General features: G+C 73.0%; 24 protein-coding genes. 9 read left to right on the plus strand and 15 right to left on the minus strand.

Annotated features, from left to right (window positions below):
• Positions 1–8: 8 nt before the first annotated feature.
• From ACZ592_RS01365 to ACZ592_RS01375, 3 genes are all read left to right on the plus strand, one after another.
• The gene (locus ACZ592_RS01365) at positions 9–1,292 is read left to right on the plus strand and encodes a sensor histidine kinase (RefSeq protein WP_471579413.1); all 1,284 of its coding nucleotides are present in this window, start codon (positions 9–11) and stop codon (positions 1,290–1,292) included.
• The gene (locus tag ACZ592_RS01370; RefSeq protein ID WP_471579414.1) at positions 1,289–1,954 is read left to right on the plus strand and encodes a response regulator; all 666 of its coding nucleotides are present in this window, start codon (positions 1,289–1,291) and stop codon (positions 1,952–1,954) included. The genes ACZ592_RS01365 and ACZ592_RS01370 overlap by 4 nt, the downstream gene beginning before the upstream one ends.
• Positions 1,955–2,135: 181 nt before the next feature.
• Complete coding sequence (locus tag ACZ592_RS01375; RefSeq protein ID WP_471579415.1) at positions 2,136–2,537, plus strand: MarR family winged helix-turn-helix transcriptional regulator; 402 nt, start codon at positions 2,136–2,138, stop codon at positions 2,535–2,537.
• A 4-nt stretch (positions 2,538–2,541) separates the two neighbouring features.
• On the opposite strand, the gene ACZ592_RS01380 is transcribed toward ACZ592_RS01375, so the two are convergent.
• A complete protein-coding gene (locus ACZ592_RS01380) occupies positions 2,542–3,285 on the minus strand; it encodes a maleylpyruvate isomerase family mycothiol-dependent enzyme (RefSeq protein WP_471579416.1) in 744 nt (247 codons plus the stop codon).
• Positions 3,286–3,404: 119 nt separating this feature from the next.
• Entirely contained in the window at positions 3,405–4,655 is a 1,251-nt protein-coding gene (locus ACZ592_RS01385; RefSeq protein ID WP_471579417.1) for an MFS transporter, read from the minus strand.
• Between the two features lie 222 nt (positions 4,656–4,877).
• On the opposite strand from ACZ592_RS01385, the gene ACZ592_RS01390 reads away from it, so the two are divergent.
• Positions 4,878–6,110, plus strand: coding sequence for an ROK family protein (locus tag ACZ592_RS01390; RefSeq protein WP_471579418.1), 1,233 nt, complete (start codon positions 4,878–4,880; stop codon positions 6,108–6,110).
• A 58-nt stretch (positions 6,111–6,168) separates the two neighbouring features.
• On the opposite strand, the gene ACZ592_RS01395 is transcribed toward ACZ592_RS01390, so the two are convergent.
• The 6 genes from ACZ592_RS01395 to ACZ592_RS01420 all read right to left on the minus strand — a co-directional run bounded on the left by ACZ592_RS01395 (position 6,169) and on the right by ACZ592_RS01420 (position 10,826).
• Positions 6,169–7,380 (minus strand): MFS transporter, encoded by a 1,212-nt coding sequence (locus ACZ592_RS01395; RefSeq protein WP_471579419.1) that lies wholly within the window; start codon positions 7,378–7,380, stop codon positions 6,169–6,171.
• Between the two features lie 155 nt (positions 7,381–7,535).
• On the minus strand, positions 7,536–8,135 hold the full coding sequence (locus ACZ592_RS01400; RefSeq protein ID WP_471579420.1) for a TetR/AcrR family transcriptional regulator: 600 nt from the start codon (positions 8,133–8,135) through the stop codon (positions 7,536–7,538).
• 64 nt (positions 8,136–8,199) lie between these two features.
• Positions 8,200–9,126 carry a phosphotriesterase family protein gene (locus ACZ592_RS01405; RefSeq protein ID WP_471579421.1) on the minus strand — a complete coding sequence of 309 codons (927 nt, stop codon included), beginning with the start codon at positions 9,124–9,126 and terminating at the stop codon, positions 8,200–8,202.
• Positions 9,123–9,707: a DUF4865 family protein gene (locus ACZ592_RS01410; RefSeq protein WP_471579422.1), complete on the minus strand. Its 585-nt coding sequence runs from the start codon at positions 9,705–9,707 to the stop codon at positions 9,123–9,125. Before ACZ592_RS01410 ends, ACZ592_RS01405 begins: the two co-directional genes overlap by 4 nt.
• 23 nt (positions 9,708–9,730) lie before the next feature.
• Positions 9,731–10,144, minus strand: coding sequence for a (R)-mandelonitrile lyase (locus ACZ592_RS01415; RefSeq protein ID WP_471579423.1), 414 nt, complete (start codon positions 10,142–10,144; stop codon positions 9,731–9,733).
• Between the two features lie 94 nt (positions 10,145–10,238).
• Complete coding sequence (locus ACZ592_RS01420) at positions 10,239–10,826, minus strand: TetR/AcrR family transcriptional regulator (RefSeq protein ID WP_471579424.1); 588 nt, start codon at positions 10,824–10,826, stop codon at positions 10,239–10,241.
• A 187-nt stretch (positions 10,827–11,013) separates the two neighbouring features.
• Here ACZ592_RS01420 and ACZ592_RS01425 point away from each other — a divergent pair, with 187 nt between their 5' ends.
• Genes ACZ592_RS01425 through ACZ592_RS01435 form a run of 3 tightly spaced genes read left to right on the plus strand, consistent with a single transcriptional unit; the run spans position 11,014 to position 14,734 of the window.
• Positions 11,014–11,337: an SHOCT domain-containing protein gene (locus tag ACZ592_RS01425; RefSeq protein WP_471579425.1), complete on the plus strand. Its 324-nt coding sequence runs from the start codon at positions 11,014–11,016 to the stop codon at positions 11,335–11,337.
• Positions 11,334–12,167 carry an ABC transporter ATP-binding protein gene (locus tag ACZ592_RS01430; protein ID WP_471579426.1) on the plus strand — a complete coding sequence of 278 codons (834 nt, stop codon included), beginning with the start codon at positions 11,334–11,336 and terminating at the stop codon, positions 12,165–12,167. Before ACZ592_RS01425 ends, ACZ592_RS01430 begins: the two co-directional genes overlap by 4 nt.
• 5 nt (positions 12,168–12,172) lie before the next feature.
• Positions 12,173–14,734 carry an ABC transporter permease gene (locus tag ACZ592_RS01435; protein WP_471579988.1) on the plus strand — a complete coding sequence of 854 codons (2,562 nt, stop codon included), beginning with the start codon at positions 12,173–12,175 and terminating at the stop codon, positions 14,732–14,734.
• 74 nt (positions 14,735–14,808) lie between these two features.
• On the opposite strand, the gene ACZ592_RS01440 is transcribed toward ACZ592_RS01435, so the two are convergent.
• The gene (locus tag ACZ592_RS01440) at positions 14,809–15,282 is read right to left on the minus strand and encodes an ATP-binding protein (RefSeq protein WP_471579427.1); all 474 of its coding nucleotides are present in this window, start codon (positions 15,280–15,282) and stop codon (positions 14,809–14,811) included.
• Positions 15,283–15,475: 193 nt separating this feature from the next.
• A complete protein-coding gene (locus tag ACZ592_RS01445; protein ID WP_471579428.1) occupies positions 15,476–15,808 on the minus strand; it encodes a hypothetical protein in 333 nt (110 codons plus the stop codon).
• A 388-nt stretch (positions 15,809–16,196) separates the two neighbouring features.
• Between ACZ592_RS01445 and cds1 the strand changes: the two genes are divergently transcribed.
• On the plus strand, positions 16,197–17,294 hold the full coding sequence (gene cds1 / locus ACZ592_RS01450) for an L-cysteine desulfhydrase Cds1 (protein ID WP_471579989.1): 1,098 nt from the start codon (positions 16,197–16,199) through the stop codon (positions 17,292–17,294).
• A 12-nt stretch (positions 17,295–17,306) separates the two neighbouring features.
• Here cds1 and ACZ592_RS01455 read toward each other — a convergent pair whose 3' ends face one another.
• Positions 17,307–17,786 (minus strand): SRPBCC family protein, encoded by a 480-nt coding sequence (locus tag ACZ592_RS01455; RefSeq protein ID WP_471579429.1) that lies wholly within the window; start codon positions 17,784–17,786, stop codon positions 17,307–17,309.
• Positions 17,787–17,849: 63 nt separating this feature from the next.
• Entirely contained in the window at positions 17,850–18,752 is a 903-nt protein-coding gene (locus ACZ592_RS01460) for a DeoR/GlpR family DNA-binding transcription regulator (protein ID WP_471579430.1), read from the minus strand.
• Positions 18,753–18,981: 229 nt separating this feature from the next.
• Between ACZ592_RS01460 and ACZ592_RS01465 the strand changes: the two genes are divergently transcribed.
• On the plus strand, positions 18,982–21,357 hold the full coding sequence (locus tag ACZ592_RS01465) for a hypothetical protein (protein ID WP_471579431.1): 2,376 nt from the start codon (positions 18,982–18,984) through the stop codon (positions 21,355–21,357).
• Here the strand turns inward: ACZ592_RS01465 and ACZ592_RS01470 are convergent.
• The 3 genes from ACZ592_RS01470 to ACZ592_RS01480 form a co-directional block, all read right to left on the minus strand.
• On the minus strand, positions 21,317–23,728 hold the full coding sequence (locus tag ACZ592_RS01470; RefSeq protein ID WP_471579432.1) for a right-handed parallel beta-helix repeat-containing protein: 2,412 nt from the start codon (positions 23,726–23,728) through the stop codon (positions 21,317–21,319). The two genes, ACZ592_RS01465 and ACZ592_RS01470, sit on opposite strands and share 41 nt — an antisense overlap.
• A gap of 234 nt (positions 23,729–23,962) precedes the next feature.
• Entirely contained in the window at positions 23,963–24,568 is a 606-nt protein-coding gene (locus ACZ592_RS01475) for an Rv1733c family protein (RefSeq protein ID WP_471579433.1), read from the minus strand.
• Between the two features lie 474 nt (positions 24,569–25,042).
• The gene (locus tag ACZ592_RS01480) at positions 25,043–25,468 is read right to left on the minus strand and encodes a DUF6643 family protein (RefSeq protein ID WP_471579434.1); all 426 of its coding nucleotides are present in this window, start codon (positions 25,466–25,468) and stop codon (positions 25,043–25,045) included.
• Between the last annotated feature and the right edge of the window lie 241 nt (positions 25,469–25,709).

Below are 25,709 nucleotides of genomic sequence, written 5' to 3' on the forward strand. Positions count from 1 at the left end.
TGAACGCCATGGACGAGCAGCGTGAACGCAGGTCCGGCGGTCCGCCCCTGCCCTGGGGCGGACCGCCGATGTGGCGGCAGGGGCCGCCCTGGTGGAACGCGGGGACACCGGAGCGGGCGGCCCGTCGGCTGCCCTGGCCCACGACGTTCCTGCTCACCGCGTTCGTGCAGATCGGTTCCGGTTTCGCCGGGCACGCTCAGCCCGGCCGCGAAACGCTGAGCCCGCTCGCGCGGGTGCTGCTGTTCCTGGCCACGGCGGTCCTGCTGTGGCGCCACCGTCACCCCGTGCCGGTCGTGTGCGCGACCGCCGGGCTCACGCTGATCTACCTCGGTGCCGGATTCCCGTACGGACCCGTCTTCCTGGCGGTCGCCGTGGGCTGCTTCGCCGCCATCGTCGCGGGGCACCGGCACGCTGCGTGGGCAGCCGTCGGCGGGCTCTGGGCCGGGCATCTGCTGATCGCGCACTGGCTCTACCGCTGGCTGCCGCCGGGTGACGACGGAGCCCGCCCCTGGAGCGAGGAGATCGTGGTCGCCGTGTGGGTCGTCGCGATCGTCGCGGTCTCCGAACTCGGCCGCGTACGCCGTGAACAGTGGGCGAAGGAGCGCGCCGAGCGGGCGCGGGCCGCCGAGCGGCGCGCGGACGAGGAGCGGCTGCGGATGGCGCGGGAACTGCACGACGTCCTCGCGCACAGCATCTCCGTCATCAACGTCCAGGCGGGCGTCGGTCTCGCCCTCCTCGACTCCGACCCCGAACAGGCCCGTACCGCGCTGACCACCATCAAGGCCGCGAGCAAAGAGGCGCTGGGGGAGGTGCGCCAGGTCCTCGGCACGCTGCGCGCCCCCGGCGCCGCGCCCAGAGCCCCCGCGCCGGGCCTTGACCGCCTGCCCGAACTCGTCGAGCAGGCAAGGAGCGCCGGTCTGACGGTCGAGGTCACCACTGAGGGCGGCGCCCGCGTGAGGCTGCCGCCCGGCACGGACCTCGCCGCCTTCCGCATCGTCCAGGAAGCGCTGACGAACGTCGTGCGGCACTCGGGTTCGCGCCACGCGCGCGTGCTCATCCGCCAGGAGAAGGCCGCGCTCACCCTGCGCGTCGACGACGACGGGCCCGCCACCGGCGCCGACGCGGGCGGCAGCGGCAACGGACTCGCCGGGATGCGGGAGCGCGCCGCCGCCCTTGATGGCACGATCGAGGCGGGCCCGCGTCCGGACGGCGGCTTCCGCGTGACCGCCGTACTGCCGCTGCCGGCGGGCCGGGATCCCAAGGCCCGCACCGTACTTCGGGAGGACCAGTGATCCGCGTACTGCTCGCCGACGACCAGTCCCTGGTCAGGGCCGGCTTCAAGGCGCTGCTCGACGCGCAGCCCGACATCGAGGTCGCGGGGGAGGCCGCGGACGGCGAAGAGGCCGTGCGGACGGTGCGCGAACTGCGCCCCGACGTCGTCCTGATGGACATCCGCATGCCGCTGCTCGACGGGCTGGCCGCCACCCGCCGGATCACCGACGAGCCCGGTCTTGACGGCGTGAAGGTGGTCATGCTGACCACCTTCGAACTCGACGAGTACGTCTTCGAGGCGATCCGGTCCGGTGCGTCGGGGTTCCTCGTCAAGGACACCGAGCCCGAGGAACTGCTGCGTGCCGTCCGGGCGGTGGTCGAGGGTGACGCGCTGCTCTCGCCCGGGGTCACGCGCCGCCTCATCGCCGAGTTCGCGGCCCGTTCCAAGGAGCCCGCGGCCGCCGACGCCCTCGGCGGGCTGACCGAGCGTGAGCGGGAGGTGATGGCCTTGGTCGGCATCGGCCTCTCGAACGAGGAGATCGCCCGCCGTCTGGTGGTCAGCCCGCTCACCGCCAAGACGCACGTCAGCAGGACCATGGTGAAGCTGGCCGCCCGGGACCGCGCCCAACTGGTCGTCCTCGCCTACGAGTCGGGCCTCGTCCGGCCGGGCTGGCTCGGCTGACACGACCTGCGCGGTGCGTGCCGGTGGCGTACGAGGACGGGGAGGGCGACCAGGCGCCGGGAGCAGGGGGGCGGGGAGCCGTGGGCGGTCGTGCCCCGCTGCCGCGGCCCGCCCAAATTGAATGCAGGCGCATTTAATGACGATGCAAGTAATTGGGGAAACTCTGCTACGGTGCGGTGTCATGGCGGCGAAGACGGCCGAGCAAGGGCTCGTGGACCAATGGCGTGACATCCTCGCGGTGCACGCGCGCACCCTGTGCGAGCTCGACCGTGAGCTGCATCCGCACGGGCTCGGGGCGAGCGACTTCGAGGTGCTCGACGTACTGGCCGAGGGATCGTCGGACGACGGCGGCTGCACGTTCCGCGTGCAGGAGATCTCCGCACAGGTCCACCTGAGCCAGAGCGCCCTCTCCCGCCTCATCGGGCGGCTGGAGAAGGACGGGCTCGTGGAGCGCGGGATGTGCAGCGAGGACCGGCGAGGCGTGCGCGTCTCCCTCACCGACAAGGGTCGCACCCTCCACCGCGACGTACGGCCCCTGCAGCGGGCGGTCCTCCAGCGGATGCTCGGCGGCTCCGCGAGCTGAACGGTCAGCTCATGACGATGGTGGACTTCTCCCGCCAGAGTCCCGCCAGTGACCGCTCGCCCGTCACTTGGGGGAAGGGAAGCCGGTTCCACAGCGCCAGATAGAGCCGCCCCGCGGGCCCCGACACCTCGCAGTCGGCGGGCGCCGTCGTGCCGCGCTCCGTGACCGGCGGCCCGTCGGAGAGGCGTATCGTCCAACTCCGTTCGTCCGGCGTGTCCGTGGCCCGCACCCGCAGCACGCGCGGTACGTCGCTGCGGACCCGGCTCTTCTCGCGCGCGTGGAAGCCGAGCAGCAGCTCCTCGATCCCGTCCACGGCGAACGGCACGTCGACCGGTGACAGCGCACCCCCGCGTGCGGACTCCGCGTCCACCCGGTGGACGGCCGTCTCGTTCGCCTGCCGCCGGGCCCAGAAGGCCAGCGGGGAAGGTGCGGGCAGGAACGCCCAGCACTTCGCGTCGGGCGGTGTCGTGCTCAGCGTCGCGACGAGCGTGGCGTGCCCCTCGCGGAACCACTCGACGAGCGCCTCCCCGTCCAGGTCGGGGAGTTCGCCGCCCAGCCGGTAGGAGGTGCGCCGCTCGGCCACGAACGCGGCGGCCCAGCGGTGCACCATCCCCGTGTGCCGCAGCAGGTCCCGCACCTGCCAGTCGGGGCAGGTGGGCACCTTGGTGTCGGTCCCGGCCTCCGCCGCGGCCCGGGCCAGCAACCGGCCCTCGCGGTCCACCACTTGGATGTGCTCGGAAATATTCATGCGGCAAGTGTGTCGGACCCGGCGCGTTCGAACCGGGCTGTCGGGGCGATGGGAGGGCGATTCCCGTGTCCCCTACGGCCCTTACGGCGTCGTGCGCCCCCGCCGCCTCCGTACACGCTCTACGGCTCCGTAGGCTCCGTACGTCCCCCGCGTTCCGTGTGCCGGGTCGCGAGGCCGATGACCGAGGCGACCGCGGCGAGCAGGGCGACGCTCGTGAGTGCGGCGGGCAGCGAGTACCAGTCCGCCATGAAGCCGATCAGCGGCGGCCCCACCAGCATGCCGCCGTAGCCGAGCGTCGACGCGGCGGCGACCCCGCCGGGACCGGCGAGCGCGCCCGCCCGCTCGACCGCCACGGGGAAGATGTTGGCGAGCCCGAGACCGGTCACGGCGAACCCGGCCAGGGCGAGTGCGGTCGACGGGGCGAGCGCGCCGAGCAGCATCCCGACGCACGCCGTGGCGCCGCCGCCGACCACGGTGCGGGTCCTGCCGAGCCGTTCGAGGAGCGTGGTGCCGGAGAGCCGGCCGATCGTCATGGCGAAGGCGAAGCACGAGTAGCCCGCCGCGGCGACGCCCGGGTGCGCGTGCAGGTCCTCCTCCAGGTGCAGGGGTCCCCAGTCCGCGATGGCGCCCTCGCCGTACGCGGTGCACAGCGCGATGAGCCCGAAGACCATCACGAGGCCACGGGTACGGCGGTCCATGCGCGCCGAGCGGCCGTCCTCGGGGGAGGGGGTGCCGGGGGCCGGGCCGGCCGAGCCGCGGAGCCCGGCTGCGGCCCCGTACCGCAGCAGGGCAGGCGCCGCCGCCGCGGTGACCGCCAGGCCGACGACGGTGATGCCGAGCAGATGGCGGGTGGGGGAGAGGTGCCCCGCGACCAGGCCGCCGAGGCCCGCGCCGAGCATGCCGCCCAGGCTGAACGCCGCGTGGAAGCTGGGCATCACCGGCCGCCGCAGCGCGTGGACGAGATCCACGGCGGCACTGTTCATCGCGACGCTGATGCCGCCGTACGCGGCCCCGAAGAAGAGCAGCACGAGCCCCAGCACGAGGACGGAGCTCGTCAGCGGCGGCAGCGCGACGCTCAGCGGCAGCGCCACCGCGCAGGCCACGGTCATCGGAATGCTGCCGTAGCGCCTGCAGAGGCGACCGGTCAGCGTCATGGTGATCACCGCGCCCGCCGAGACGGCGAGCAGCGCGAGCCCCAGCCGGCCCGCCGACGCGCCCGTCTGCTCCTTGATGGCGGGGATGCGGACGACCCAGCCGGCGAAGACGAAGCCGTCGAGGGCGAAGAAGACGGTGAGGGCGATCCGCAGGCGGCGGAGGTCCGGTCCGGTGGGCCGCGGCGCTGCGGTCCCGATTTTGTTTAGTAGCGGCACAAAGTCAGACTAGGGGTGGGTACGGGCGACGTTCAAGGCGGTGGTGAGTGGCGTACGGCACCGGTGCGGGCCGCGTCCGGGACGGGCGGGCGCGACACGCACGACGGAGACAGGGGCCGTCCCTGACGGGTGGGAGCGACGCGCGCGACGGTTGTGGGGGAGGAACGGGCGGATGACGGCTGAACGGCGAGGCCGTGTACGGATCATGGGAGACTCGCCTTCATGAACGGCAAGGCTGACCCCCGTGCCGAGGGGGAAGTGACCACGCGTACCCGCCTGGAGCGAGGGCGCGGCGCGCTGGGCCCCGCACTCGAACTGGTCCACACCGGGCGCGCCCCCACCCGTGCCGTGCTCACCGCGGAGCTCGGCGTCACCCGCGCCACGGCGGGCGCCGTCGCCGCCGAGCTCGAGGCGCTCGGGCTGATCAGGATCGACGCGAAGCCCAGCGCTGCCGCCGGGTCGCAGGGCCGGCCCTCCCATCGGCTCTCCGTCGCGGCGGAGGGGCCCGTGGCACTCGCCGCCCAGGTGCACGCCGACGGTTTCCGTGCCGCGCTGGTCGGGATCGGCGGCACCCTCGTGGCGACCGCGCCCGGCTGCGAGGTCGTCGACGCCGACCCGGCGCAGGTGCTCGGGGCGGTCGTCGACGCGGGCGCCCGCCTCCTGCGCGAGACGGGCCGCCGCTGCGTCGGCGCGGGGCTCGCCGTGCCGTCCGCGGTCGCCGAACCCGAGGGCACCGCCCTCAACCCGCTGCACCTGGCCTGGCCCGCGGGCGCGCAGGTCCGCGAGATCTTCGCCGACTGCGTACGGGAGGCGGGCATCGCGGGGCCGGCCTTCGCGGGCAACGACGTGAACCTCGCGGCGCTGGCCGAGCACCGCCACGGCGCGGGCCGGGGCGCCCGTGACCTGCTGTGCGTGGCGACCGGCCACCGTGGCGTCGGCGGTGCCCTCGTCCTCGATGGCCGTCTGCACACCGGGAGTTCGGGCCTCGCCCTGGAGGTGGGTCACCTCACCGTCAACTCCGAGGGGCGCCCCTGCTACTGCGGCAGCCGCGGCTGTCTGGACGTCGAGACCGACCCGCTGGCCTTTCTGACGGAGGCGGGCCGTGAGCCGGGTCCTGAGGGGCTGCTCGTGCAGGCCCGCGCACTCCTGCGCGACCAGTACGGCGATCCGGCGGTGCGCTCCGCCGCCGAGGCCCTGATCGACCGGCTCGGTCTGGGGCTCGCGGGCCTGGTCAACATCCTCAACCCCGACCGCATCATCCTGGGCGGGCTGCACCGCGCCCTTCTGGAGGCGGACCCCGAGCGGCTGCGCGCCGTCGTCGCCGACCGGAGCCTGTGGGGCCGTAGCGGCGGCGTGCCGATCCTGGCCTGCACGCTGGACCACAACAGCCTGGTGGGGGCCGCCGAGCTGGCCTGGCAGCCAGTGCTCGACGACCCCCTCGGGGCGCTGGGGTAAACGCGGGTCAGCGGGTCAACTGGTCAGCAGCTGGTCAGCTGGAGGGTGAGTCAGCGGGTCAGGCGGGCTGCGGCACCTCGTCCGCGGCCTCGCTCGTGGCCGGGGCCGGCGTGGTGAGGCCGGTGGCCGAGGCCCGTCGGCGCAGCAGGTCCGGCAGCAGGGAGAGCAGGCCGAGCACGGCCAGGCCCGCGCCTGTCCACAGAGGCGCCCGCAGCCCGAAGGTGTCGATGGCGGGGCCGCCGACGGACGTGGCGATGATGATGCCCAGCGTGATGAACGACGAGTGGACGGTGTTCACGAGTGGGCGCGCATTGCCGACGCGCTGGACGCGGGTGACCAGGGCCGGGTTCATGGTGACGCCGACCAGGCCGATGCCGAGCATGAACACCACGGCGGGAACGGTCAGTTGGGCGAAGGCGGCGAAGCCTGCGAGGAAGGCCAGGTTCAGTGCGAGGCCGACCACGAGCACCGGCAGGGTGCGACGGTCGGCGAACCTTCCGACGACGGTGTTGCCGATGACGGTGGCGGCGCCGTACGCGACGAGGAGCAGCGGGACGGTCCCGGTGGAGAAGCCCGTGAGCTCGGTGAGGATCGGGTTGAGGTAGCTGAAGGCGGAGAAGGTCGCGCCGATCACGAAGGTGCTGGTGGTGAGGGTGAGCCAGAGACGGGGGTTGCGGAAGGCGCCGAGCTCCTGGCGGAGCCCGCCGTTCTCCTCACTCTCGCCGTCGGTGCTCGGCACGCCGACGAGCGTGGCCGCGACGGCGAGCAGGGTCAGGACGGTGATGGCCCAGAACGCGGCGCGCCAGCCCAGGTGTTCACCGACGACCGTCGCGAACGGGAGCCCGAGCAGCGTGCCCAGCATCAGCCCGTTGAGTGCCACCGCGACGGCACGGCCGCGTACTTCGGGCCGGGTGATGCGTGAGGCCAGCGAGATGGAGACGCCGAAGAAGGCCTGCGACGCGATGCCGGTGAGTACCCGGGCGACCAGCATGGTGCGGTAGTCGGGGGCGACGGCGGCGAGGACGTTGCCTGTCAGAAAGATGCCGAACAGCAGTATCAGGGCGGACTTCTGACGCATCTTCAGCACGGCGACCGTGAGGAAGGGGCCGCCGAGGGCCATCGCCGCGGCGAAGGCGGTGATGAGATAGCCGATCTCGGGGATCGTGGCGTCCAGGCCGTCGGCCATCTGCGGCATCAGTCCTGCGACCACGAACTCACTGGTCACCATGGCGAAGATGCCGAGGGCCAGTACGTATACGGCGCGAGGCATGGCGGGATACTCCTGTCGGTCGGATGTCGGTCGGATGTCGGTCACATGTTTTGGACAGATCAGTACAGAAATAAGGCGTCGCGGAGTGCGGCGAGGCGGCGCAGGGGGAGAGGGCGTGCCGGCGTCGGTAGTCCCGGCGTCGGTAGTCCCGGGGGCTACCGGACCGTCAGTGCGTCCAGGGCGGTGTCGGCGACGCCCTGCAGCTCCGCTCGGTCGGCACCCCCCTGCGCGGAGACCCGCATGCCGCCGATGACCGCGTTCACGTACCGGGCGAGCGTGTCCGCGTCCCGCTGGGACGTGATGTCGCCGTCCAGCTGGCCGGCCCGGATCGTGGTACGCAGGGCGGTGAGGCGCGTCTCCAGGTCGCGCTCCAGCATCCCGGCGGCCTCGGGGTCGCGCCCGGCCAGCTCGACCGTCGTGTTCACGGTGAGGCAGCCGATGCTGCGGCCGCCCTCGCGCTGCTCGAACTCCCCGTCGATGACCCGGGCGAGTAGTGCGCGCAGGCGCTCCGAGGCCGGCCGCTCCACGTCGTCGAGGATCTCCATCTGGGTGGCGTTCATGCTGTTCATGTACCGGGTCAGGGCCCGCTGGAACAGGTCGTGCTTGCTGGTGAACGTGTTGTAGATGCTGCTGCGGCCCAGGCCGGTGGCGTCGCACAGGTCCTGGGTCGAGGTGGCCTCGTAGCCGTTCGCCCAGAAGGCGTGCATCGCCGCGTCCAGGGCCCGCTCCTCGTCGAAACTCCGCGGTCGGGCCATGCGCAGACCGTACACGTTTTGGAACGCGCGGTGCAATACGTGGCTGGGGAGTCCGCCGAGTCGCTCAGGCCCACTCCACCCCGAAGGCCCGCCCCGGATTCGCCGTCAGGATCCGCTCCACCAGGTCCTCGCCCACGGCGTGCACGAGACGTGGGCGCACCCGGCGCAGGAGGTGCGGCATCCCGGGGCCGCCGTGCACCGATCGCGCCGCCGCAGTCGTCGTGTCGCCGCCCAGGAGGAGCCGGTCACCGAAGCCCGCATCCGCCAGGGCGCGCACCGCGTCCGGCATGCGCCAGTCCGTGGCGTGGTGGGCGCGCGAAGGGCCGTCGAGGGCCAGGAACGCGCCCGCCCCGGCGGCCTCCAGGTGGGCGGTGAGGTCGGGGGACCGGTTGAGGTGGCCGAGGATCACCCGGTGCGGCGGCACGCCCGACTCGCCGCAGAGCAGGTCGAGTACGTCCGGCGCGCCCGTGCCCAGTTCCAGGTGCACGGCGATCGGCGCGCCCGTCGCCCGGTGCGCCTCGGCCGCGGCCCTCATCGTCCAGCGCGCGTGGGCGTCCAGTCCATGGAACCCGCCCGCGACCTTGATCAGTCCGGCCCGTGCGCCGGACGCTCCGATGCCCTCGGTGAGTTCGCGCACGAAGAGGTCGGCGAGGCCGTCCGCGCGGAGCCGGTCGAGGAACTCCGGTGTGTAGTGCACCGCCTGGTGCAGTCCCGTCGCTGCCACGAGCGGCATGCCGGCCGCCCTGGACAGGCCCGGCAGGTGCGCGGCGTGCCGCCCCATCCCGTGGGGCGTCCACTGCACGACGCTCCGCCCGCCCGCGGCCCGGAACGCCGCGAGTTCGTCGGCCGCGTGTCGTGCGGAATCCAGCTCCTGGCCCGGCAGTCGAGGGCTGCGCAGGAAGAGGTGGTCGTGCGCGTCGCACACGCCGAGGCCGGCCGGATCGATGTCTCCGAGGACCGTGCGGACCGTGTGTCCGGCGGGCGCGTTCACCACTGCCGTCCGCGCGGCAGCTTCTCGCGCTCGGGCGTCGAGAGGTGCAGCACGTGAAAGATGTCACCGACGCCCTGCGGCGCCCCGTGCTCCCAGAGCGAGAAATGCACCGCCTCCCAGGTGCGCGGGTCGACAGCGGTCAGCGCGCTCACCGCACCCTCCTTTCGTACCAACGCGTCTGCCTCCTCGGCCAGTTCGGCCGCCAGCTCCGGCAGGCGCGTGGACTCGGGTATCCGCTGCAGGCGGCGCACGGCCGTCCTCGGTGCGGCGGTGGCGGGAGTGCCCTCCTCGTACGCGAGGACCGTCCAGTGCTGCACCACCGGCCGCCCGAAGTCGTCGACGAGGCCTTGGAAGCCGGGCCCCCAGAGGAAGGAGTTCATTCCCTCGTCGGTGTTCCAGAGGTAGAACGGCGCGTACTGGTTCACGGGCGAGCCGTCCCTGCCGCGCTCCCGCATCAGGTAGGCCTTGAACCCGAGGCCGGGAAAGGCGTCCAGGAGGTGGCCCTTGGACTCGACGCGGTGGCGGATGACGCCCATGTCGTAGTCGGCGGGCAGAGTGACCTCGTACTGCTTCGCGTGCATCGCGTACTCCCTTGGTGGCAGGCTCAGTTGGGGCGGGACTCGGGGTCGGCGCCCAGGTCGGCGTCGACGAGCGGGCCCCAGTCGGCGGTGGTGCCGTCGGCGGCGGCCTCGACCACGGCCAGGTGCGTCATGAACGTCCGCGGCCCCGCGCCGTGCCAGTGCGCCTCGCCCGGCTCGATCCAGACGGTGTCGCCCGCCCTGATCGTCTCGACCGGGCCGCCCGCACGCCGCACGAGACCTTCGCCCTCCGTGACGTGCAGGACCTGGCCGTGCGGGTGGCGGTGCCAGGCGGTGCGGGCGCCCGGCGCGAAGTGCACGCTGAACATCCGCAGCCGGGAGGGAGATGCCGGTGCGGCGATCTCGTCGAGCCAGACGGTGCCGGTGAAGTGCTCGGCCGGGCCCTGACGGCTGTCGGGCCGGTTCCGGGTGATGTGCACGTACGGATCCTTACTCGGTGGCGGTGCGAGGTTCGGTCGATGGTGGTGCGCGCTTTCCGCGCTCGCCGCGCTCACCATGGCTACGGGGGCAGGGTCAGGCGCCGGTGGCGGCAGGGGGCGTCGTGCGCGCGGCGGACAACAGGGCGAGCAGGCCGCGCACCGCCGTGTCGAACGCGGCGGGCGCACCCGACGAGCGGGCCAGGACGTAGCCGCCCTGCACCGTGGCGACGACCGCCGACGCGATCTCCTGCGGATCGAGCGCGGGCACGAACTCGCCCCGGGAGCGGCCCTCTTCGACGATGGCGGCGAGCCGGTCGCGCAGCCAGTCGAGGGTCTCGGTCACGGGTGCGCGCAGCTCGTCGCTCGCGATGACGTCCGGGTCCATCGTGAGCCGCCCGACCGGGCAGCCCTTCAACACGTCGCGCTCGCGCAGCAGGTAGGCCTCGATGCGCGCGTACGGCGATCCCGTGCCGCCAAGGACGGCCTCGGCGGTGGCCCGCATCTCCTCGGCGGTGCGCCGGATCGCGGCGAGCGCGAGGTCGGGTTTCCCGGCGAAGTGGTGGTACATGCTGCCCTGTCCGGCGCCCGCGTGCTGCTGGATGGCCTTGGGGCTCGTGCCGACATATCCCCGCTCCCACAGCAGTTCGCGGGTGGACTCGATCAGGCGCTCCGGAGTGGTCATGAGACCACTGTACATACTAGTAGGTACAGCAGTCGACAGGGGGACGGGTGAAGAGGGAGCAGCCGGGTCCGCCGTACGTACTCCCGTGGTGGTACACACGGTGCCGCTGGCCGTACGACGACGTGGGGGCACCCCCGGGGCGAGGTTGGAGGCATCGCAGAAATCGCTCCGGAGGAGATGAGTTCAGATGCAGACCCTGGCGCACTGGGACGGCGGGCCCGGCCCGTGGATCCTGTTCTTCCCGCTGGTCTGGGCGGCCGTCGTCATCGGCGTCGTCACCCTGCTCCGCCGCACGGTGTGGCGCGGGCGACGCGGCCCGTTCCGCGCTGTGGGCGGCCCTCACGGTCCCCACGACAGCACCGGCCGCCCCGGCATCGACGAGAAGTCGCCCATCGCCGTGCTCGGCCGGCGCTTCGCCTCGGGGGAGATCGACGAGGACGAGTACTGGCGCAGGCTGACGGTCCTCAACGAGGAGTTCGGCCGCCCGTCGTCCAAGGGCGGCGCGGCATGAGCACCACGACCGGTCCTGTCACCCCGCCCACGGACCGCGCGGCCGCCGGCGCCGCCCGCGTCGCCGACGCCGTGAAGGTCTACGGCAGCGGAGACACCGCCGTACGGGCCCTGAACGGGGTGAGCGTCGGGTTTCCCGCCGGACGCTTCACCGCGATCATGGGCCCGTCCGGCTCGGGCAAGTCCACCCTGATGCACTGCGCGGCGGGTCTGGACACGCTCACCTCGGGCGCCGCCTTCATCGGCGACACCGAGCTCGGCACGCTGGACGACCGGCGCCTGACGCTGCTGCGCAGGGACCGGATCGGCTTCGTCTTCCAGGCCTTCAATCTGGTGCCGACGCTGACCGTCGCCGAGAACATCACCCTGCCCATGGACCTCGCGGGCACCCGCGGCGACCGGGAGTGGACGGACGCGCTCGTCGACGTCGTCGGGCTGCGCGACCGGCTGCACCACCGGCCCGCCGAACTCTCCGGCGGCCAGCAGCAACGCGTCGCCGTGGCCCGGGCGTTCGCCGGCCGCCCCGACGTCGTCTTCGCCGACGAGCCGACCGGCAACCTCGACTCGCGCTCGGGCGAGGAGGTCCTGAACCTCCTCGGCAGGGCGGTGCGCGAGATGGGCCGCACCGTCGTCATGGTCACCCACGACCCGGTGGCCGCCGCCCACGCCGACGAGGTCGTCTTCCTCGCCGACGGGCGCCTGGTGGACCGCATGGCGGCGCCCACGGCGGACCGGGTCCTCGACCGCCTGAAGGCCTTCGACGCGAGGCCGTCCGCCTCGCCGTCACCCGCACCGTCCCCCCGGCCCGGCCGCAAGGAGCCGTCGTCATGAGTTCCCTGAGCGCTTCGGCGCGCATCAGCATGGCCTCGCTGCGCGGACACAAACGCCGCTTCGGCGGCACGTTCCTCGCCGTCATGCTCGGCGTCGCCTTCCTGGCGGGCACGCTCGTCATGGGTGACACCCTGCGGGCCAGCTTCGACACGATGTTCGGCAACGCCGCGAGCGGCACCGACGCCGTGGTCCGCGGCGCCGAGACCATCACCACCCCCGACGACAGCCGGGGCACCCGCAAGCCCGTCAGGACGGACCTCGTCGCGACCATCGAGAAGAACAGCAAGGTCGCGGCGGCCGTACCCGCCATCGAGGGTGCGGGCCAGCTCCTCGGCAAGGACGGCGAACCCATCGGCGGCCAGGGCCCGCCCACCCTCGCGGGCAACTGGATCGACGACACGGACCTGAACGCGTACCGACTCGCCGAGGGGCGGGCGCCGTCGAAGGCCGGCGAGGTCGTCGTCAACCGGGGCGCGGCGAAGAGCGGCGACCTGAAGGTCGGCGACACGACGACGCTGCGCGCCCCGGACCCCGTCGAGGTGCGGATCGTGGGCCTCGCGACGTTCGGCGGCGAGGACGGGATGGCACAGAGCACCTTCACCGGCATGACCCGGGCCGACGCCGAGAAGTACCTCACCCCAAAGCCCGGCGAGGCCTCGACCATCCGGGTACGGGCGGGCCCCGGCGTCAGCGAGCAGGAACTCGTCGACGCGCTGACACCCGTACTGCCCAAGGGCGTCGAGGCCATCACGGGCGAGGCGTCGGCGGCGGAGAACACCGACAACATCTCCGGTCAGTTCCTCACCCTCTTCACCAGCTTCCTGCTGGTCTTCTCCGGTGTGGCCCTGCTCGTCGCCACCTTCAGTATCCACAACACCTTCGCCATCGTCGTCGCCCAGCGCACCCGCGAGAACGCGCTCCTGCGCGCGCTCGGCGCCTCGCGCCGCCAGGTCACCGCCTCGACCCTCGTCGAGGCGAGCGCCGTCGCCCTCGTGGCCTCGGCCGCGGGCCTCGCGGGCGGCATCGGCATCGCGGCCGGCCTGCAGGCGCTCTTCCCCGCCATCGGATTCCCCTTCCCCGAGGGCGGCCTGGTGATCAGCGCGCTCTCCCTGCTGCTGCCGCTCACCGTCGGCGTCGTGGTCTGCCTCGGCTCCGCGCTGCTGCCCGCCGTGCGGGCCGGGCGCACCGCACCCCTCGCCGCGCTCCGCGAGAGCGCGGTCGACCACTCCGGCGCCTCGCGCGGCCGGGCCGTCGTGGGGACGGGCCTCGCCCTGCTCGCCGTCGGCCTCGGCCTGACCGGCGTGCCGGCCGACCCGTCCGTGTGGCTCGCGGGCGCCGGAGCGGTCCTTGCCCTCGTCTCGTTCGTGGTGCTCGGACCGGTCGCCTCCTCGCGCGCGGTACGCATCATCGGCGGGCCCCTGGACCGGCTGCGCGGCGTCACCGGCGGACTCGCCCGGCGCAACGCGCTGCGCAGCCCGAAGCGCACCGCCGCCACCGCGAGCGCGCTGATGATCGGCGTCGCCGTCGTCTCGCTGTTCACGGTCTTCGGCGCCTCCCTCAAGGCCACGATGGACCAGACCGTGAACCGCTCGTTCGCGGGCGACGTCGCGGTGAGCACCCCCGGCTTCGGCGCGGGCGGCAGTGGGCTCAGCCCGAAGCTCGCCCCCGCCCTCGCACGCGAGCCGCGGGTCGAGACCGCCGTCGGTCTCGGCAAGGGCGCGGCGGAGGTCAACGGCGAGGGCCGCGCCCTGACCGTCACCGACCCCGGGCCCTTCGCCGAGTCCTTCGATCTCGGCACGGTCGACGGATCCCTGGCCGCGCTCGGCGACCGAGGCATCGCGATCACTCGCGGCGAGGCGGAGAAACAGGACCTGAAGGTCGGGTCCCGGGCCGAACTGGCCTTCGCCGACGGCCAGAAGGAGACCTTCACGGTCCGCGCCGTCTACGGCCTCTCCGAGCTGGCGGGCGACTACGTCATCACCCGCGAGGCCTGGGCCCCGCACCGCACGCAGGACGCCGACCGTCTCGTCTCGGTCACCTTCAAGGACGGCGTGAGCACGGCCGAGGGCAAGGCCGCGGTCGCCGCGACCGCCGAGGAGTACGGAAACCCGGACGTGCAGACCCGCTCCGAGTACGCGCAGGCATCCGCGGCCGGCATCGACATGATGCTCACCCTGGTCTACGCGCTGCTCGCCCTCGCGGTGCTCATCGCGCTGCTCGGCATCGCGAACACGCTGACCCTCGCGATCCACGAACGCACCCGTGAGCTGGGCCTGTTGCGCGCGGTCGGGCAGACCAGGGCGCAGCTGCGGGCCATGGTCCGCTGGGAGTCGGTGCTCGTCGCCGCCTTCGGCACGGTGGGCGGGCTTGCGCTCGGCGGGTTCCTCGGCTGGGTCCTCGTCAAGGCGTCCGACGGCACGACCGACAGTGCCTTCGCGTTCGCGGTGCCACCGGTGCAGCTCGTGGTGGTCGCCCTGGTGGGCCTGACGGCGGGCGCCTTGGCGGGCCTGCGCCCCGCTCGGCGGGCGGCTCGCCTCGACGTGCTGCGGGCCATCGCCACCGAGTGACGTCCCGTCCGCGTCCGTGCACGAGGGGGCGCGTGGACGGAGAGGAGCGGGACGGGCGCACGATCACCGCCCGGTCAGCCGGCAACGGCCGACCGGGCGGGAGTCTTCGCGACCGTCCGGTACACGGGGTACGAGGGCACGGCCACCGCGGGGGAGGGGGCGGGAAGCGTGAACCACACGACCTTCCCCGCCTCGCCCTGCGGGCTCACGCCCCAGCTCTCGCTCACCGCCGCGATCATCGCGAGGCCGCGGCCGCAGGTGGCGAAGGGCTCCGCGTCGCGGACCTGGGGGAGCCGGGGGTCATGGTCATGGACGGAGACCGTGAGACGGTCGAGCAGCAGCTCGATCTCCACGGTGCACACCTTGTCCGGCTCGGCATGGCGGTGGACGTTGGTGAGCAGCTCCGTCACCCCGAGGGCTGCCTGGTCTATCAAGGGATCGAGATGCCAGTAGCGCAACTGCGCAGATACGATTCTGCGGACCTGGCCGATCCGCGACGGCAGGGCTTGGAGCTCTACCGTGCAATGCCTGCTCGGCTGGCTGATCACGGCTGCGACTCCCCGAATTGAGTCCGGAAGAAGACGACGTTCGGATCCAGCAGGGGCCGCGTGGTCTGCCGCCTGCTGTGTGGCCGACGGGGCTGGTTCGCAGCGTCACCGCCGGTAAACCCAGAGTGATGTGAGACCAGAGTGACCCAGGGGGTGCGGGCGTGCAACTCGCGCGGGGTGTCGCTCCACCCGCTCAGGCGCGTGGACGCTGGTGTTCCGTGGCGCTGCGGACCGCTTCGATGAACCGGTGCACGGTGGGCGGTCCGGCCTCGCCTGGCCTCGGTTCGTGCTCTGCGAGGGTGAGCCGGTAGCGGGTGCCGTTCACCTCGGCGAGCGCCTGGTCCTCCGCGGTGAACCACGGCTTGCCCGTCCGCACCGCCTGGAGCGGCGCGCTGTCGATCTCCGTGCCGTAGCTGGTCAGCAACTCCAGCCTGCCGTCGTTGATGCGGACCTGTCCGGCGCGCGTCAGGGAGCGCAGGCGCCGTCCGATCCGCACGCCCGTGGCCGTGAATTCCGGCTCCGCCATGGCACTCCGCCTCCTTGTGCGCTTCGTGGCCGCGTTCTCGCGTCCGTGTTCTCGGGTGTCCGGTGCCGCGTTCTGCCGGCAGGGGCATCCCGCGCGACACCGGTACGGGTGTCCCGTGCGGTGAAGTCTGCACGTACCCGGCGGCGAGCACCAGTGCGCATGGTGACGTCGCGGCGGGGTTCCGGGGGCGCGTGTGCGGGCGCGGTGTGACGCTCCCCCCAAGGCTGTGGCGCGTGTGCTTTGAGGTGCTCAAAGGTGTGTTTATGCAGGTGAGAAGCGTGTGGCAGGTGTTTAAGATCGAGGTGTACGGCCGCGTCGAATCGCGTCCGGCACGACGCGAAGGAGCCCCGCCGTGACCACACCACAGCAGGACCGGCCCGACGGGCCGATGCCGACGCTCGACGTCGACCACAGCGACGAGGAGTACCGGGACTGGCTCAAAGAAGCCGTCCGCAAGGTCCAGGCCGACGCCAACCGCTCGGCCGACACCCACCTGTTGCTCTTCCCGCTGCCCGAGCACTGGGGCATCGACCTGTACCTCAAGGACGAGTCGACGCACCCGACCGGCAGCCTCAAGCACCGGCTCGCCCGCTCGCTGTTCCTCTACGGCCTGTGCAACGGCTGGATCAGGCCGGGCCGTCCCGTCATCGAGGCGTCCAGCGGCTCGACGGCCGTCTCCGAGGCGTACTTCGCCAAGCTGATCGGGGTGCCCTTCATCGCGGTGATGCCGCGCACGACCAGCGCCGAGAAGTGCCGCCTGATCGAATTCCACGGCGGCCGGTGCCACTTCGTGGACGACTCGCGCACGATGTACGCGGAGTCCGCCGCCCTCGCCGTCGAGACCGGCGGTCACTACATGGACCAGTTCACCTACGCGGAACGGGCCACCGACTGGCGCGGCAACAACAACATCGCCGAGTCGATCTACCAGCAGCTCCGCCTCGAGCGCTACCCCGAGCCCGCGTGGATCGTCGCCACGGCAGGCACCGGCGGCACCTCCGCGACCATCGCGCGCTACGTCCACTACATGCAGCACGACACCCGCATCTGCGTCCCCGACCCGGAGAACTCCTGCTTCTTCGACGGCTGGACGAAGAACGACCCGGACGCCACGAGCGACTGCGGCTCCCGCATCGAGGGCATCGGCAGGCCCCGCATGGAGCCGAGCTTCGTGCCCGGCGCGATCGACCGCATGATGAAGGTGCCGGACGCCGCGTCCGTCGCCGCCGTACGAGCCCTGGAGCAGGCCCTCGGACGCAAGGCGGGCGGTTCGACCGGTACGGGCCTGTGGAGCGCCCTGAAGATCGTCGCCGAGATGGTGGCCGCGGGCCGCACGGGCAGCGTCGTCACCCTGATCTGCGACCCCGGTGACCGCTATCTGGACAAGTACTACTCGGACGCGTGGCTGGCCGAACAGGGCCTGGACATCGCGCCGTACACGCGGACCATCGACACGCTCCTGGCCACGGGGACGTGGCCCGAGTAGGAAACCCCGGCGCTATGCCGTGGCCGCGGTGAGCCGCCGGTCCAGTCGCGTCACCGCGTCCCGGAACGCCCGGGCCAGGCCCGCACGCCCGAGCTTCAGCGCGAGGCGCAGGGGTGCTGGGCCGTCCGCGGCGAAGGTCCACTGCACCCGGGTGCCGGTGCCCGCGGGGGTGAGCCGCCACTCCTCGACGAGGGTGCGCAGGCCCGGTGCGTTCGTCTCGTCGACGCGGTAGACGTACAGCCGTGGCGCGTCGGACGCGAGGATCGACTCCTGGAAGCGTGTGCCGCCCTTGAGGCGGACCTCGCGGCCCGTGCCGCCGCCCGTCGGCCGGCACAGGGTGACGGCGGTGAACCACCGGGGCCACTCCGTCACCTCGTCGGCCAGCGCGCGGTGGACCGCCTCGGGAGGTGCGCTCACCTCGCGGGCGAAGACCAGACGCACCGGAGCGGACGCGACGAAGTCGGTCCCCACCGGGCTCAGTCGGCGTGCCATCGAACTCTGCCCCCAGCGGTACGAGACGGTTGACCGAACGCGGTCACCATAGCTGGCGGTTCGTCAGATGTCTGTGGGGGCCTCGGAGTCGTCCCCGTCCGCGCCGCCGGTGACATGGGCCGCGGTGCCTGCGGCATCGGCCGAGGCCCCGGTGGCATCCGCACCCGTGACCACGAGCCGGTTCAGATGCTCGGAGATCTCCGAACGCGCCTCCGCGGGCAGCCCGGCGTCGGTCACCAACGTGTCGACCTGCGAGAGCGTGGCGAACGAACTCAGGCCCACCGTCCCCCACTTGGTGTGGTCGGCGACCACCACCACGCGCCGCGCCGACTGCACCAGGCGCCGGTTGGTCTCCGCCTCGGCGAGGTTCGGCGTCGACAGACCGGCCTCCACCGATATGCCGTGCACCCCGAGGAAGAGCACGTCGAAGTGGAGCGCTCCGATCGCCTGGTCCGCGACCGGTCCGACCAGCGAGTCCGACGGGGTGCGCACCCCGCCGGTCAGGACCACCGTCGCCGCACCCTGACGCTGCCCGGAGGTGCGCTGCGCGGAGTGGAAGACGTCCGCCACGCGCACCGAGTTCGTCACCACCGTCAGGTCCGGCACGTCCAGGAGGTGGTGTGCCAGCGCGTACGTCGTCGTGCCGCCGGACAGGGCGATCGCGGTGCCCGGCGCCACCAGGGACGCCGCGGTGCGCGCGATGTCCTCCTTGGCGCTCAGCTCCAGGCCCGACTTCGCCTCGAACCCCGGCTCGTGCGTGCTCGCCTCGACCACCGGGACGGCGCCGCCGTGCACCTTCTCCAGGACACCCTGACGGGCCAGCGCGTCGAGGTCGCGGCGGACCGTCATGTCGGACACGCCGAGCTTGCGGGTGAGTTCGTTGACGCGGACGCCGCCGCGGCGGCGCACCTCGTCGAGGATCAGGGCGCGGCGCTGCTCGGCGAGGAGGTTCTGATGGTCGCTCACGCCCCGGTCCGGCCCTTCTGCCTCGTCCTGCCCGGCGCGCCCGCCCGGCGCGCTGCCTCATCCTCGCACGCGCCGCCGACAGCTGTGCCACCGGCCGGGGGACCGCGCCCCGCCCGCCGTCGCACACGTTCGGGAACGACCTGGATGGGGGAGATTACGTGACGAGGGGTGCGCCGGGGCCCGTGACCCGAGATCCTTCTCCTCTCACCACGCGTATCTCGGGGGAACAGTGGAGCCTGCCGCACAGGACGAGACCGCCCTGGAACTCTTGGTCCACGGAGTCGGGGGAACCACACCGGAAGAGATGCTGGGCGACCCGCGCACCGTGCGGATCTCCGGCGACGAGACGGCGGCCGTCTTCCGCCGCACCGAGGACGCCGACGCCGAGCGGCGCCCCGACGACTACCGGGGCAAACCGGTGCCCGAGGCGTACGTCTGGTGCAACCTGACCTCCGGCAACGGCTCCCGCGCCCTCTGGCTCCTGCTGCTGCCCTTCATGGTCGTCAACATCGCCCACTGGATGCGCCCCACCTCCCGCCACCGCAAACGCCTCGTGCGCACCTACGGCCTCCTCGTGCGTCTCGTCGGCCTCACGCTCACCGTGCTGCTCGTGGCCGCCGCCTGCGAGGTCGCGCTCGACCTCACCGCCTGGCAGTGCGCGGGCACCCCCGCGTGCGCCGACGACCGCGCCTGGCTCGGCTTCCTGTCCGCCGACTCCGCCGGGCACGGCGGCTGGTGGTCCCAGCCCGGCCGCCGCCTCGCCCTCGCCGCGCTCCTGCCCGCCGCTCTCACCGGTCTGCTCTGGTACCTCTCCCACCGGACCTGGAGCGCGTACGAGTCCCAGCAGCCGCTGCCCGACCGGCCCGATCCGGAGGAGGAGACCAGCCGCACCGCCCTCGGCAGGCCCGGCTTCTGGTACGGCCGCCGCCTGGTGGCCCGGCTCCGCGCCGCCCACACGGCCGCGGGCCTGCTCACCGTCGCCGCGGCGGTGGGCACGTCGGCCGCCCGCCACGACCGGCGCCCCGGCGGCTCCGCACTGCTCGACACCCTGGGCTGGGCGCTCGACTCGGCGCTCGTCCTGGGCGGGGGATTCGTGATCTGGGTGGTGTGCCGCAGGGGGCGCAGCGAGAACAGGCTCGACAAGGAGCTGGACAAGACCCTGGTGCGCTGGCTGCCGGTGAGCGCGCTCGTCCTGCTCGTCCTCGCCCTGCTGTACGCGGGGTGGTCGCGCCCCGGCTGGCGCTCCGAGGGGCGGCTCCCCGGCGACGCCACCTTCGGCGGGATCACTCTCGCCCAGGGCGTCCTGGTGCTGTGCCTCGCGGTCGTCGCCCACCTCCTCCACCGCTCCTCGCCCGACTCCCGCACCGCCATCCGCGGCTTCGGCGGCCCCGCCGTCGCCATGCTGTCCTGCGCGCTCGGCGGGGTCATGACCGGCGGTGGGGCGCAGCGCGTCGCCGACTGGCTGGACGGCACCCACGGCTCCATCGAAGGACCCGCCCTGGTGCTCACCTGGCAGGCGTCCGTGATCCCGCCGCTCCTGGTGGTCGTGGCGGTGCTGTGCGGCTGGTTCGGCGTGCAGACCGTGCGGCGCAAGCGCCGGGAGATGGACCGGATGCCGCTGGACTATCCCGACGAGCGCAAGGACTCCACCCGCACCCGCCGCATCGCGGGCACCCGCGCGCGTGCCGCCCTCACCGACCGCGCCCCTCTGCTCGTCGGCATCATCTCCGCCGTGACACTGCTGCTGGGCGCGGGCGCGCTCACGGGCGCCTGGATGACGGAGGAGGTTCCCGGGCAGGCCGCCCAGGGCACGCCCGACGTCATGGAGGGCGCGGCCGAGACCGCACAGGCGCTCGGCTCCTGGCTGATCGGCTTCGGCTTCATACTGTTCGTCACGTGGGGCCGCCGCGCCTACAAGGACCCCTCGGCGCGCCGCACCATCGGCATCCTCTGGGACGTCGGCACCTTCTGGCCGCGCGCGGCCCACCCCTTCGCGCCGCCCTGTTACGCCGAGCGCGCGGTGCCCGACCTGACCTGGCGGATGGCCAGTTGGACGCGTGCCACCAGCGCCACGGGCGGCCGGCTCGTCCTGTCGGGCCACTCCCAGGGCAGCGTCCTCGCGGCGGCCGCCGCCTGGCAGCTGCGCCCCTCGGTCCGCAAGCGCGTCGCCCTGCTCACCTACGGCTCACCCCTGGAGCGCCTCTACGGCCGCTGGTTCCCCGCCCACTTCGGGCCGGCGGCCCTGACCTCCCTGCACCGCGAGGTCGACTGCTGGCGGAACCTGTACCGCACCACCGACCCGATCGGCGGCCCCATCCAGCTGCACGGCGCATGCGGACCCCAGGTCGACCGCGCCGCACTCAAGGACCCCCTGGCCTACGGCCGTACGCAGGAGCATCCGCTGCCCGCGCCGATCCTCGGCCACGGCGACTACCAGGCCGATCCCGCGTTCGCCGAGGAGCGGGCGCGACTGCTCGCCCGCCTCAAGCCGAAGGTGCCCGCCCCCAGGCCCGCGGCCCAGGCCCCCTCGGCCCAGGAACCGGAGGCCCAGGAACAGGAAGGGGTCACACCGGCTCCGGCAGATCCTCCGGATACAGCAGGGTGAGATCGTCCGTGCTCGGCTCGCCGAGCTGGGCGACCCGGCCCGCGTGCCGCTCCACCATCGCCTCGAAGGTCTGCCGCGCGGTACGGCCGTTGCCGAACGCGGGCCCCTTGGGGAGCACCGTGAAGTACTTCAGGAGCGCCTCGGACGTACCCGTGCCGAGGCGGTACTCGTGCTCCTCGGACTGTTGCTCCACGATGTGCAGCAACTCCTCGGGGGCGTAGTCGCTGAAGGTGATGGTGCGTGAGAAGCGGGACGCCACGCCGGGGTTGACCGAGAGGAACCGCTTCATCTCCGCCGTGTACCCCGCGACGATCACCACGACGGCCTCGCGGTGGTCCTCCATCAGCTTCACGAGCGTGTCGATGGCCTCACGGCCGAAGTCGCGCCCGGAGTCCTCGGGGGAGAGCGCGTACGCCTCGTCGATGAACAGGACGCCGCCGCGCGCCCGGTCGAAGGCCTCCTGGGTGCGGATCGCCGTCGAGCCGATGTGCTCGCCCACCAGGTCGACGCGCGAGACCTCGACGAGGTGGCCGCTCTCCAGGACGCCGAGCGAGGCGAGGATCTCGCCGTAGAGCCGGGCGACGGTCGTCTTGCCGGTACCGGGCGACCCGGTGAAGACCAGATGGCGGCGCACGGACGCGGCCTTGAGCCCGGCCTGCTGCCTGCGGCGGCCCACCTCGATCATGTCGGTGAGGGCGCGCACCTCGCGCTTGACGCTGTCCAGGCCGACCAGCGCGTCCAGTTCGCCGAGGACCTCGCTGGAGGCTCGGGAGGTCTTCTCCGGGGCCGGTGGCGCCGCGGTCTGCGGGGCTTGCTGGGCGGGCAGGGCGCCGAGCAGGCCGACGGTCTGCGTGGCCGTCTGTAGGGCGGGCGGCTCCGGCGCCGCCCCGGGGGCGCGCAGGCCGCCGCTCTCGTCGCTCGCGCAGTCCTCGACGAGCGGCCCCTCCTCCGCGAACTCGAAGCCGCCCCGGGCGCACCGCTCCGTGCGGCACTTCTTCAACGTCGTACGGCAGCCGTCTATGACGTGGAAGCCGTAGCCGCCGCTGCCGCTCACCCGGCAGCCGTGGAAGCTGCCGCGGCCGCCCGCGGAGACGTAGAAACCTGCCTCGGCGGGGGAGGTGACCGTGCACCGCTCGATGGTGGGGTCCGCGCCCTTGGTGACGATCACGCCCGTCTGGACGGCGTCGACCGTGCAGTTGGCGAGGGTGCCGCCGCTGCCGTGGTCACGGAACCACGCGCCCGTGGCGGCCTCGCGGATGCGGCAGTCGTCGAGCTGCGCGGTCGCGCCGTCGCTCACCGACACGGCGGTGTTGCGCACCTGCGAGAGGTCGCTGTCGACGACGTCGGCGCGCGAGCCGCGGTCCAGGACGAACAGCGCGTCCGGCACGTCGCGCACCCGGCACGACTCCAGGACGGCGGTCGCCCCGTCACTGACCCAGACCGCGGGGTAGTCGCCCGTACTGTCGTGGATCTCGCACTGGTTGGCGTCCACGCGCGTGCCGGGGTCCCACACCGAGAGGCCGTTGCGCCCGAACCGGTTCACCGTGGACCGGGTGAGCGTGAGGACCGAGCGGGAGCGCAGGTCGATCGCGTTCTCCGGGATGTCGTGGATGCGGCAGTCGGCGAGGGTGAGCACGGCGTCCGTGTCGAGCGTGACCCCGTCGGAGGTGGTGCGGTGCACGTCGCAGTCGGTCAGGTGCGCCGCGGCCCGCCCGGTGACCTGCACACCCGAACCCTTGACCTCGTACACCTCGCAGCCGATGGCCTCGAGGCCCGAGTGCTCCCCGGTCACCGAGAGGCCCGCGCCCGACGCGTGGTGCACCCGGCAGCGCTCCAGGCGGGGGTGGGCGCCGCCGCGCACGGCGACCCCTGACTGGCCCGCCGCGACGATCTCGCACTCCTCGAAGACACCACCGCCGCCGTCCAGCACCGCGATGCCGATGCCGCCGGGGTTGTCGACCGTGCAGCGGCGCACCGTGGGACGCGCGCCGCCGCGCACCTCGAGGCCGGCCGCGGACCGTGTCACCACGCGGATGCCGATCAGCTCGGGGGCGCCGTCCTCGACGAGCAGCGCGGGCGCGGAGGAGTCCTGGCCCTCGATGTGCAGGTCCTGGACGACCGCGGAGGCGCGCACGGTCAGCGGAACCCCGTCGGACGGCGCGATGCGCACCGAGCCGGGGGAGCTCTCGGGGCCGCGCAGCGTCACCGCACGCTGCACGACGAGGTTCTCGCGGTAGGTGCCCGCGGCGACGGTCAGTGTGTCCCCGTCGCTCGCGGCCTCCAAGGCAGCGGCGAGCGATGCGTACTCGCCGGTGCGGCGCCGCCACCGCGACGTGCCGGTGTGCGTCACCTGGACCGTGCCCTGTGCCATGGAGTTGCTCTGCCCCCACCTTGTCGTACGCGGGACCTCGCGGCGATGTGCCGTGACACGGCATGTCATGGCACCGCGCGAGGAGCCGAGGAGTTCGGCCGGTCCACCGTAGCGCGCGCGGGCAGGCGGAGTTGACCCGATGGTCAGGCTCTCACCTGCGGAGCCGGGCGTACGTGTCTTCGACCCGGCCGGCAGGGACGTGGTGGGGAGCCCCGCGGAGGGTGGGGCCAGTGGTCAGGAACCGGTTCCGGTACGGCCCCAGTCGGGCCCCACCTTGTCCCAGGCCCGGTCGAGACGGACGTAACGCCCGTGCACGACACGCCAGAGGATCAGCCTGCGGGCGCCCTCGACGAGCGCGATGCTCACTGCGGCCGCGCCGAGTCCCGCGAGGACCGCGTGCGTGGTCGCGGTCGCGCCGTCCAGGGGCCGGCCGACGACCTGGCCGTGTTGGTCGGTCCACAGCCTGAACCGGTCACCCGCGTCCGGTGACGTGAGGCTGGACAGCACCACGCCGTAGTGGTCGCTGTGGTCCGGCGCGGTCCAGCGGGCGAGCACGCGGCTGTGCGCGTCGCGTGCCGACGACGTCTCGGGATCGGGGTCGACCGGGGCGGAGTCGATCTTCCGCAGGACGGTCCCCGTGATCTCGTGCCGGTCGTCGTGCTGCTGTCGCACCGAGGCGAGGAGGGCGTCCCGCGACAGGCTCGTGGTGAGGGTGCCGACGACCGGTGCGGCGACGACGATCAACACCACGGTGACCAGGGCCAGCCAGGCCTCCACGAGGTCGGTGCCACGGCGCAGCGGATTGTGCCGCCACCGCCAGAGGCCGACGATTGCTCGCACTGACCCGCACCCCCTTCCGCGTCCGTCTTTACCAGAATCGGCACGGCTTATGCACGGGAGGCGAGAAGAGAGAGCGAAATCACCCTCTGAGGCCGCCCCCCTCGCGGTGCCCTTCAGGTCCACGATGGCCAACGACCGTGCCGTGCCGTCGAGTTCCCCGGCGGGACACTCTTCATTCGAGCGCGCTGCTCGCGGCAGCGGCGGGTGAGTGTACGCGGTGACGCGGCCGGGAGCGGACATGCGAAGGCGCCGCCGGGCGGTGCCTCGGCGGCGGTCAACGCCGGGCCGGGGTGGGCGTGTCGGGGCGCCGAAGGTCCGGCGCCGCCCTCCGTCGGTCCCCGGTGCTCCACGACGGCCTCACGCGGTGGCGTGCCCCCCGGCCGTCAGGAGCGGGTGGACGAGGCTGACCCTGGTCCCGGACGCGGCGTGCGGCCGTCCCCGCGGGCAGTCGCAGGCAGGGACGGCCGCGGCCGGTCAGTACCCGCGATAGGGGCGGTTGTACGGGTCCTCGTACGTTGCCGGCGCGGGGCGCGGCGCGGCCGGGCGCATCGCCTCGTACCCCGTACCGGGAGCCGGCCGCTGGGGCTGGGCGCCCGGATAGCCGCGCGGAACCGAGGTCTGCTGGGGGATGTACGGCGCCGGGGCCTGTTGCAGCGGAGCGGGCTGCGGGGCCTGGGCGTAGCCGTACGCCGGGTTGGGATGAGAAGGGGCGGCCGGCAGGGCGGGCAGCGCGGCCGGGAGCGCGGGCAGGTGACTGCCCGTGTCGTACGCGGAGGGAACCCGGATCGGGGCGATCTGAGGAGTGCCCCGCTCGGCGACGAGCGAGTCGTAGATCGGAGTGTCCGGGAAGGACGGCGCGGAGTAGTAACCGCCGCCATAGGTGGAGCGGGGGGAGGTCATGCTTCATAAGTTAAGCCCTGGATGTGCCGGTTGGGGAGACCGATAAGAAGGTTGTTTTACGAGTCGGTAGTGACTGTCGTTCCCCAATGCGAGCGAACTTGGGAAAATCGGTCGCGGAGCGACGTACGGATCGTGTAGAGGCCGAGCTCCTGGCGGGTTACCCGAGGTTGGCCGCGGGGCCCGCGGGACGCGGTCGTGGGCCTCTTCGCGGTCCAGGTAATAGGTTGGTCATGTACGGAAA

Source organism: Streptomyces sp. NPDC040622, from assembly GCF_055593965.1.

Bases quoted from the DNA above. Each gene is read 5' to 3' on its own strand.
- ACZ592_RS01480 (WP_471579434.1), bottom strand. From the start codon at position 25,468: ATGACCTCCCCCCGCTCCACCTATGGCGGCGGTTACTACTCCGCGCCG.
- ACZ592_RS01425 (WP_471579425.1), top strand. From the start codon at position 11,014: ATGCAGACCCTGGCGCACTGGGACGGCGGGCCCGGCCCGTGGATCCTG.
- ACZ592_RS01445 (WP_471579428.1), bottom strand. From the start codon at position 15,808: ATGGCGGAGCCGGAATTCACGGCCACGGGCGTGCGGATCGGACGGCGC.
- ACZ592_RS01390 (WP_471579418.1), top strand. From the start codon at position 4,878: ATGAACGGCAAGGCTGACCCCCGTGCCGAGGGGGAAGTGACCACGCGT.
- ACZ592_RS01375 (WP_471579415.1), top strand. From the start codon at position 2,136: ATGGCGGCGAAGACGGCCGAGCAAGGGCTCGTGGACCAATGGCGTGAC.
- ACZ592_RS01420 (WP_471579424.1), bottom strand. From the start codon at position 10,826: ATGACCACTCCGGAGCGCCTGATCGAGTCCACCCGCGAACTGCTGTGG.
- ACZ592_RS01395 (WP_471579419.1), bottom strand. From the start codon at position 7,380: ATGCCTCGCGCCGTATACGTACTGGCCCTCGGCATCTTCGCCATGGTG.
- ACZ592_RS01400 (WP_471579420.1), bottom strand. From the start codon at position 8,135: ATGGCCCGACCGCGGAGTTTCGACGAGGAGCGGGCCCTGGACGCGGCG.
- ACZ592_RS01365 (WP_471579413.1), top strand. From the start codon at position 9: ATGGACGAGCAGCGTGAACGCAGGTCCGGCGGTCCGCCCCTGCCCTGG.
- ACZ592_RS01380 (WP_471579416.1), bottom strand. From the start codon at position 3,285: ATGAATATTTCCGAGCACATCCAAGTGGTGGACCGCGAGGGCCGGTTG.
- ACZ592_RS01470 (WP_471579432.1), bottom strand. From the start codon at position 23,728: ATGGCACAGGGCACGGTCCAGGTGACGCACACCGGCACGTCGCGGTGG.
- cds1 (WP_471579989.1), top strand. From the start codon at position 16,197: ATGCCGACGCTCGACGTCGACCACAGCGACGAGGAGTACCGGGACTGG.
- ACZ592_RS01430 (WP_471579426.1), top strand. From the start codon at position 11,334: ATGAGCACCACGACCGGTCCTGTCACCCCGCCCACGGACCGCGCGGCC.
- ACZ592_RS01455 (WP_471579429.1), bottom strand. From the start codon at position 17,786: ATGGCACGCCGACTGAGCCCGGTGGGGACCGACTTCGTCGCGTCCGCT.
- ACZ592_RS01410 (WP_471579422.1), bottom strand. From the start codon at position 9,707: ATGCACGCGAAGCAGTACGAGGTCACTCTGCCCGCCGACTACGACATG.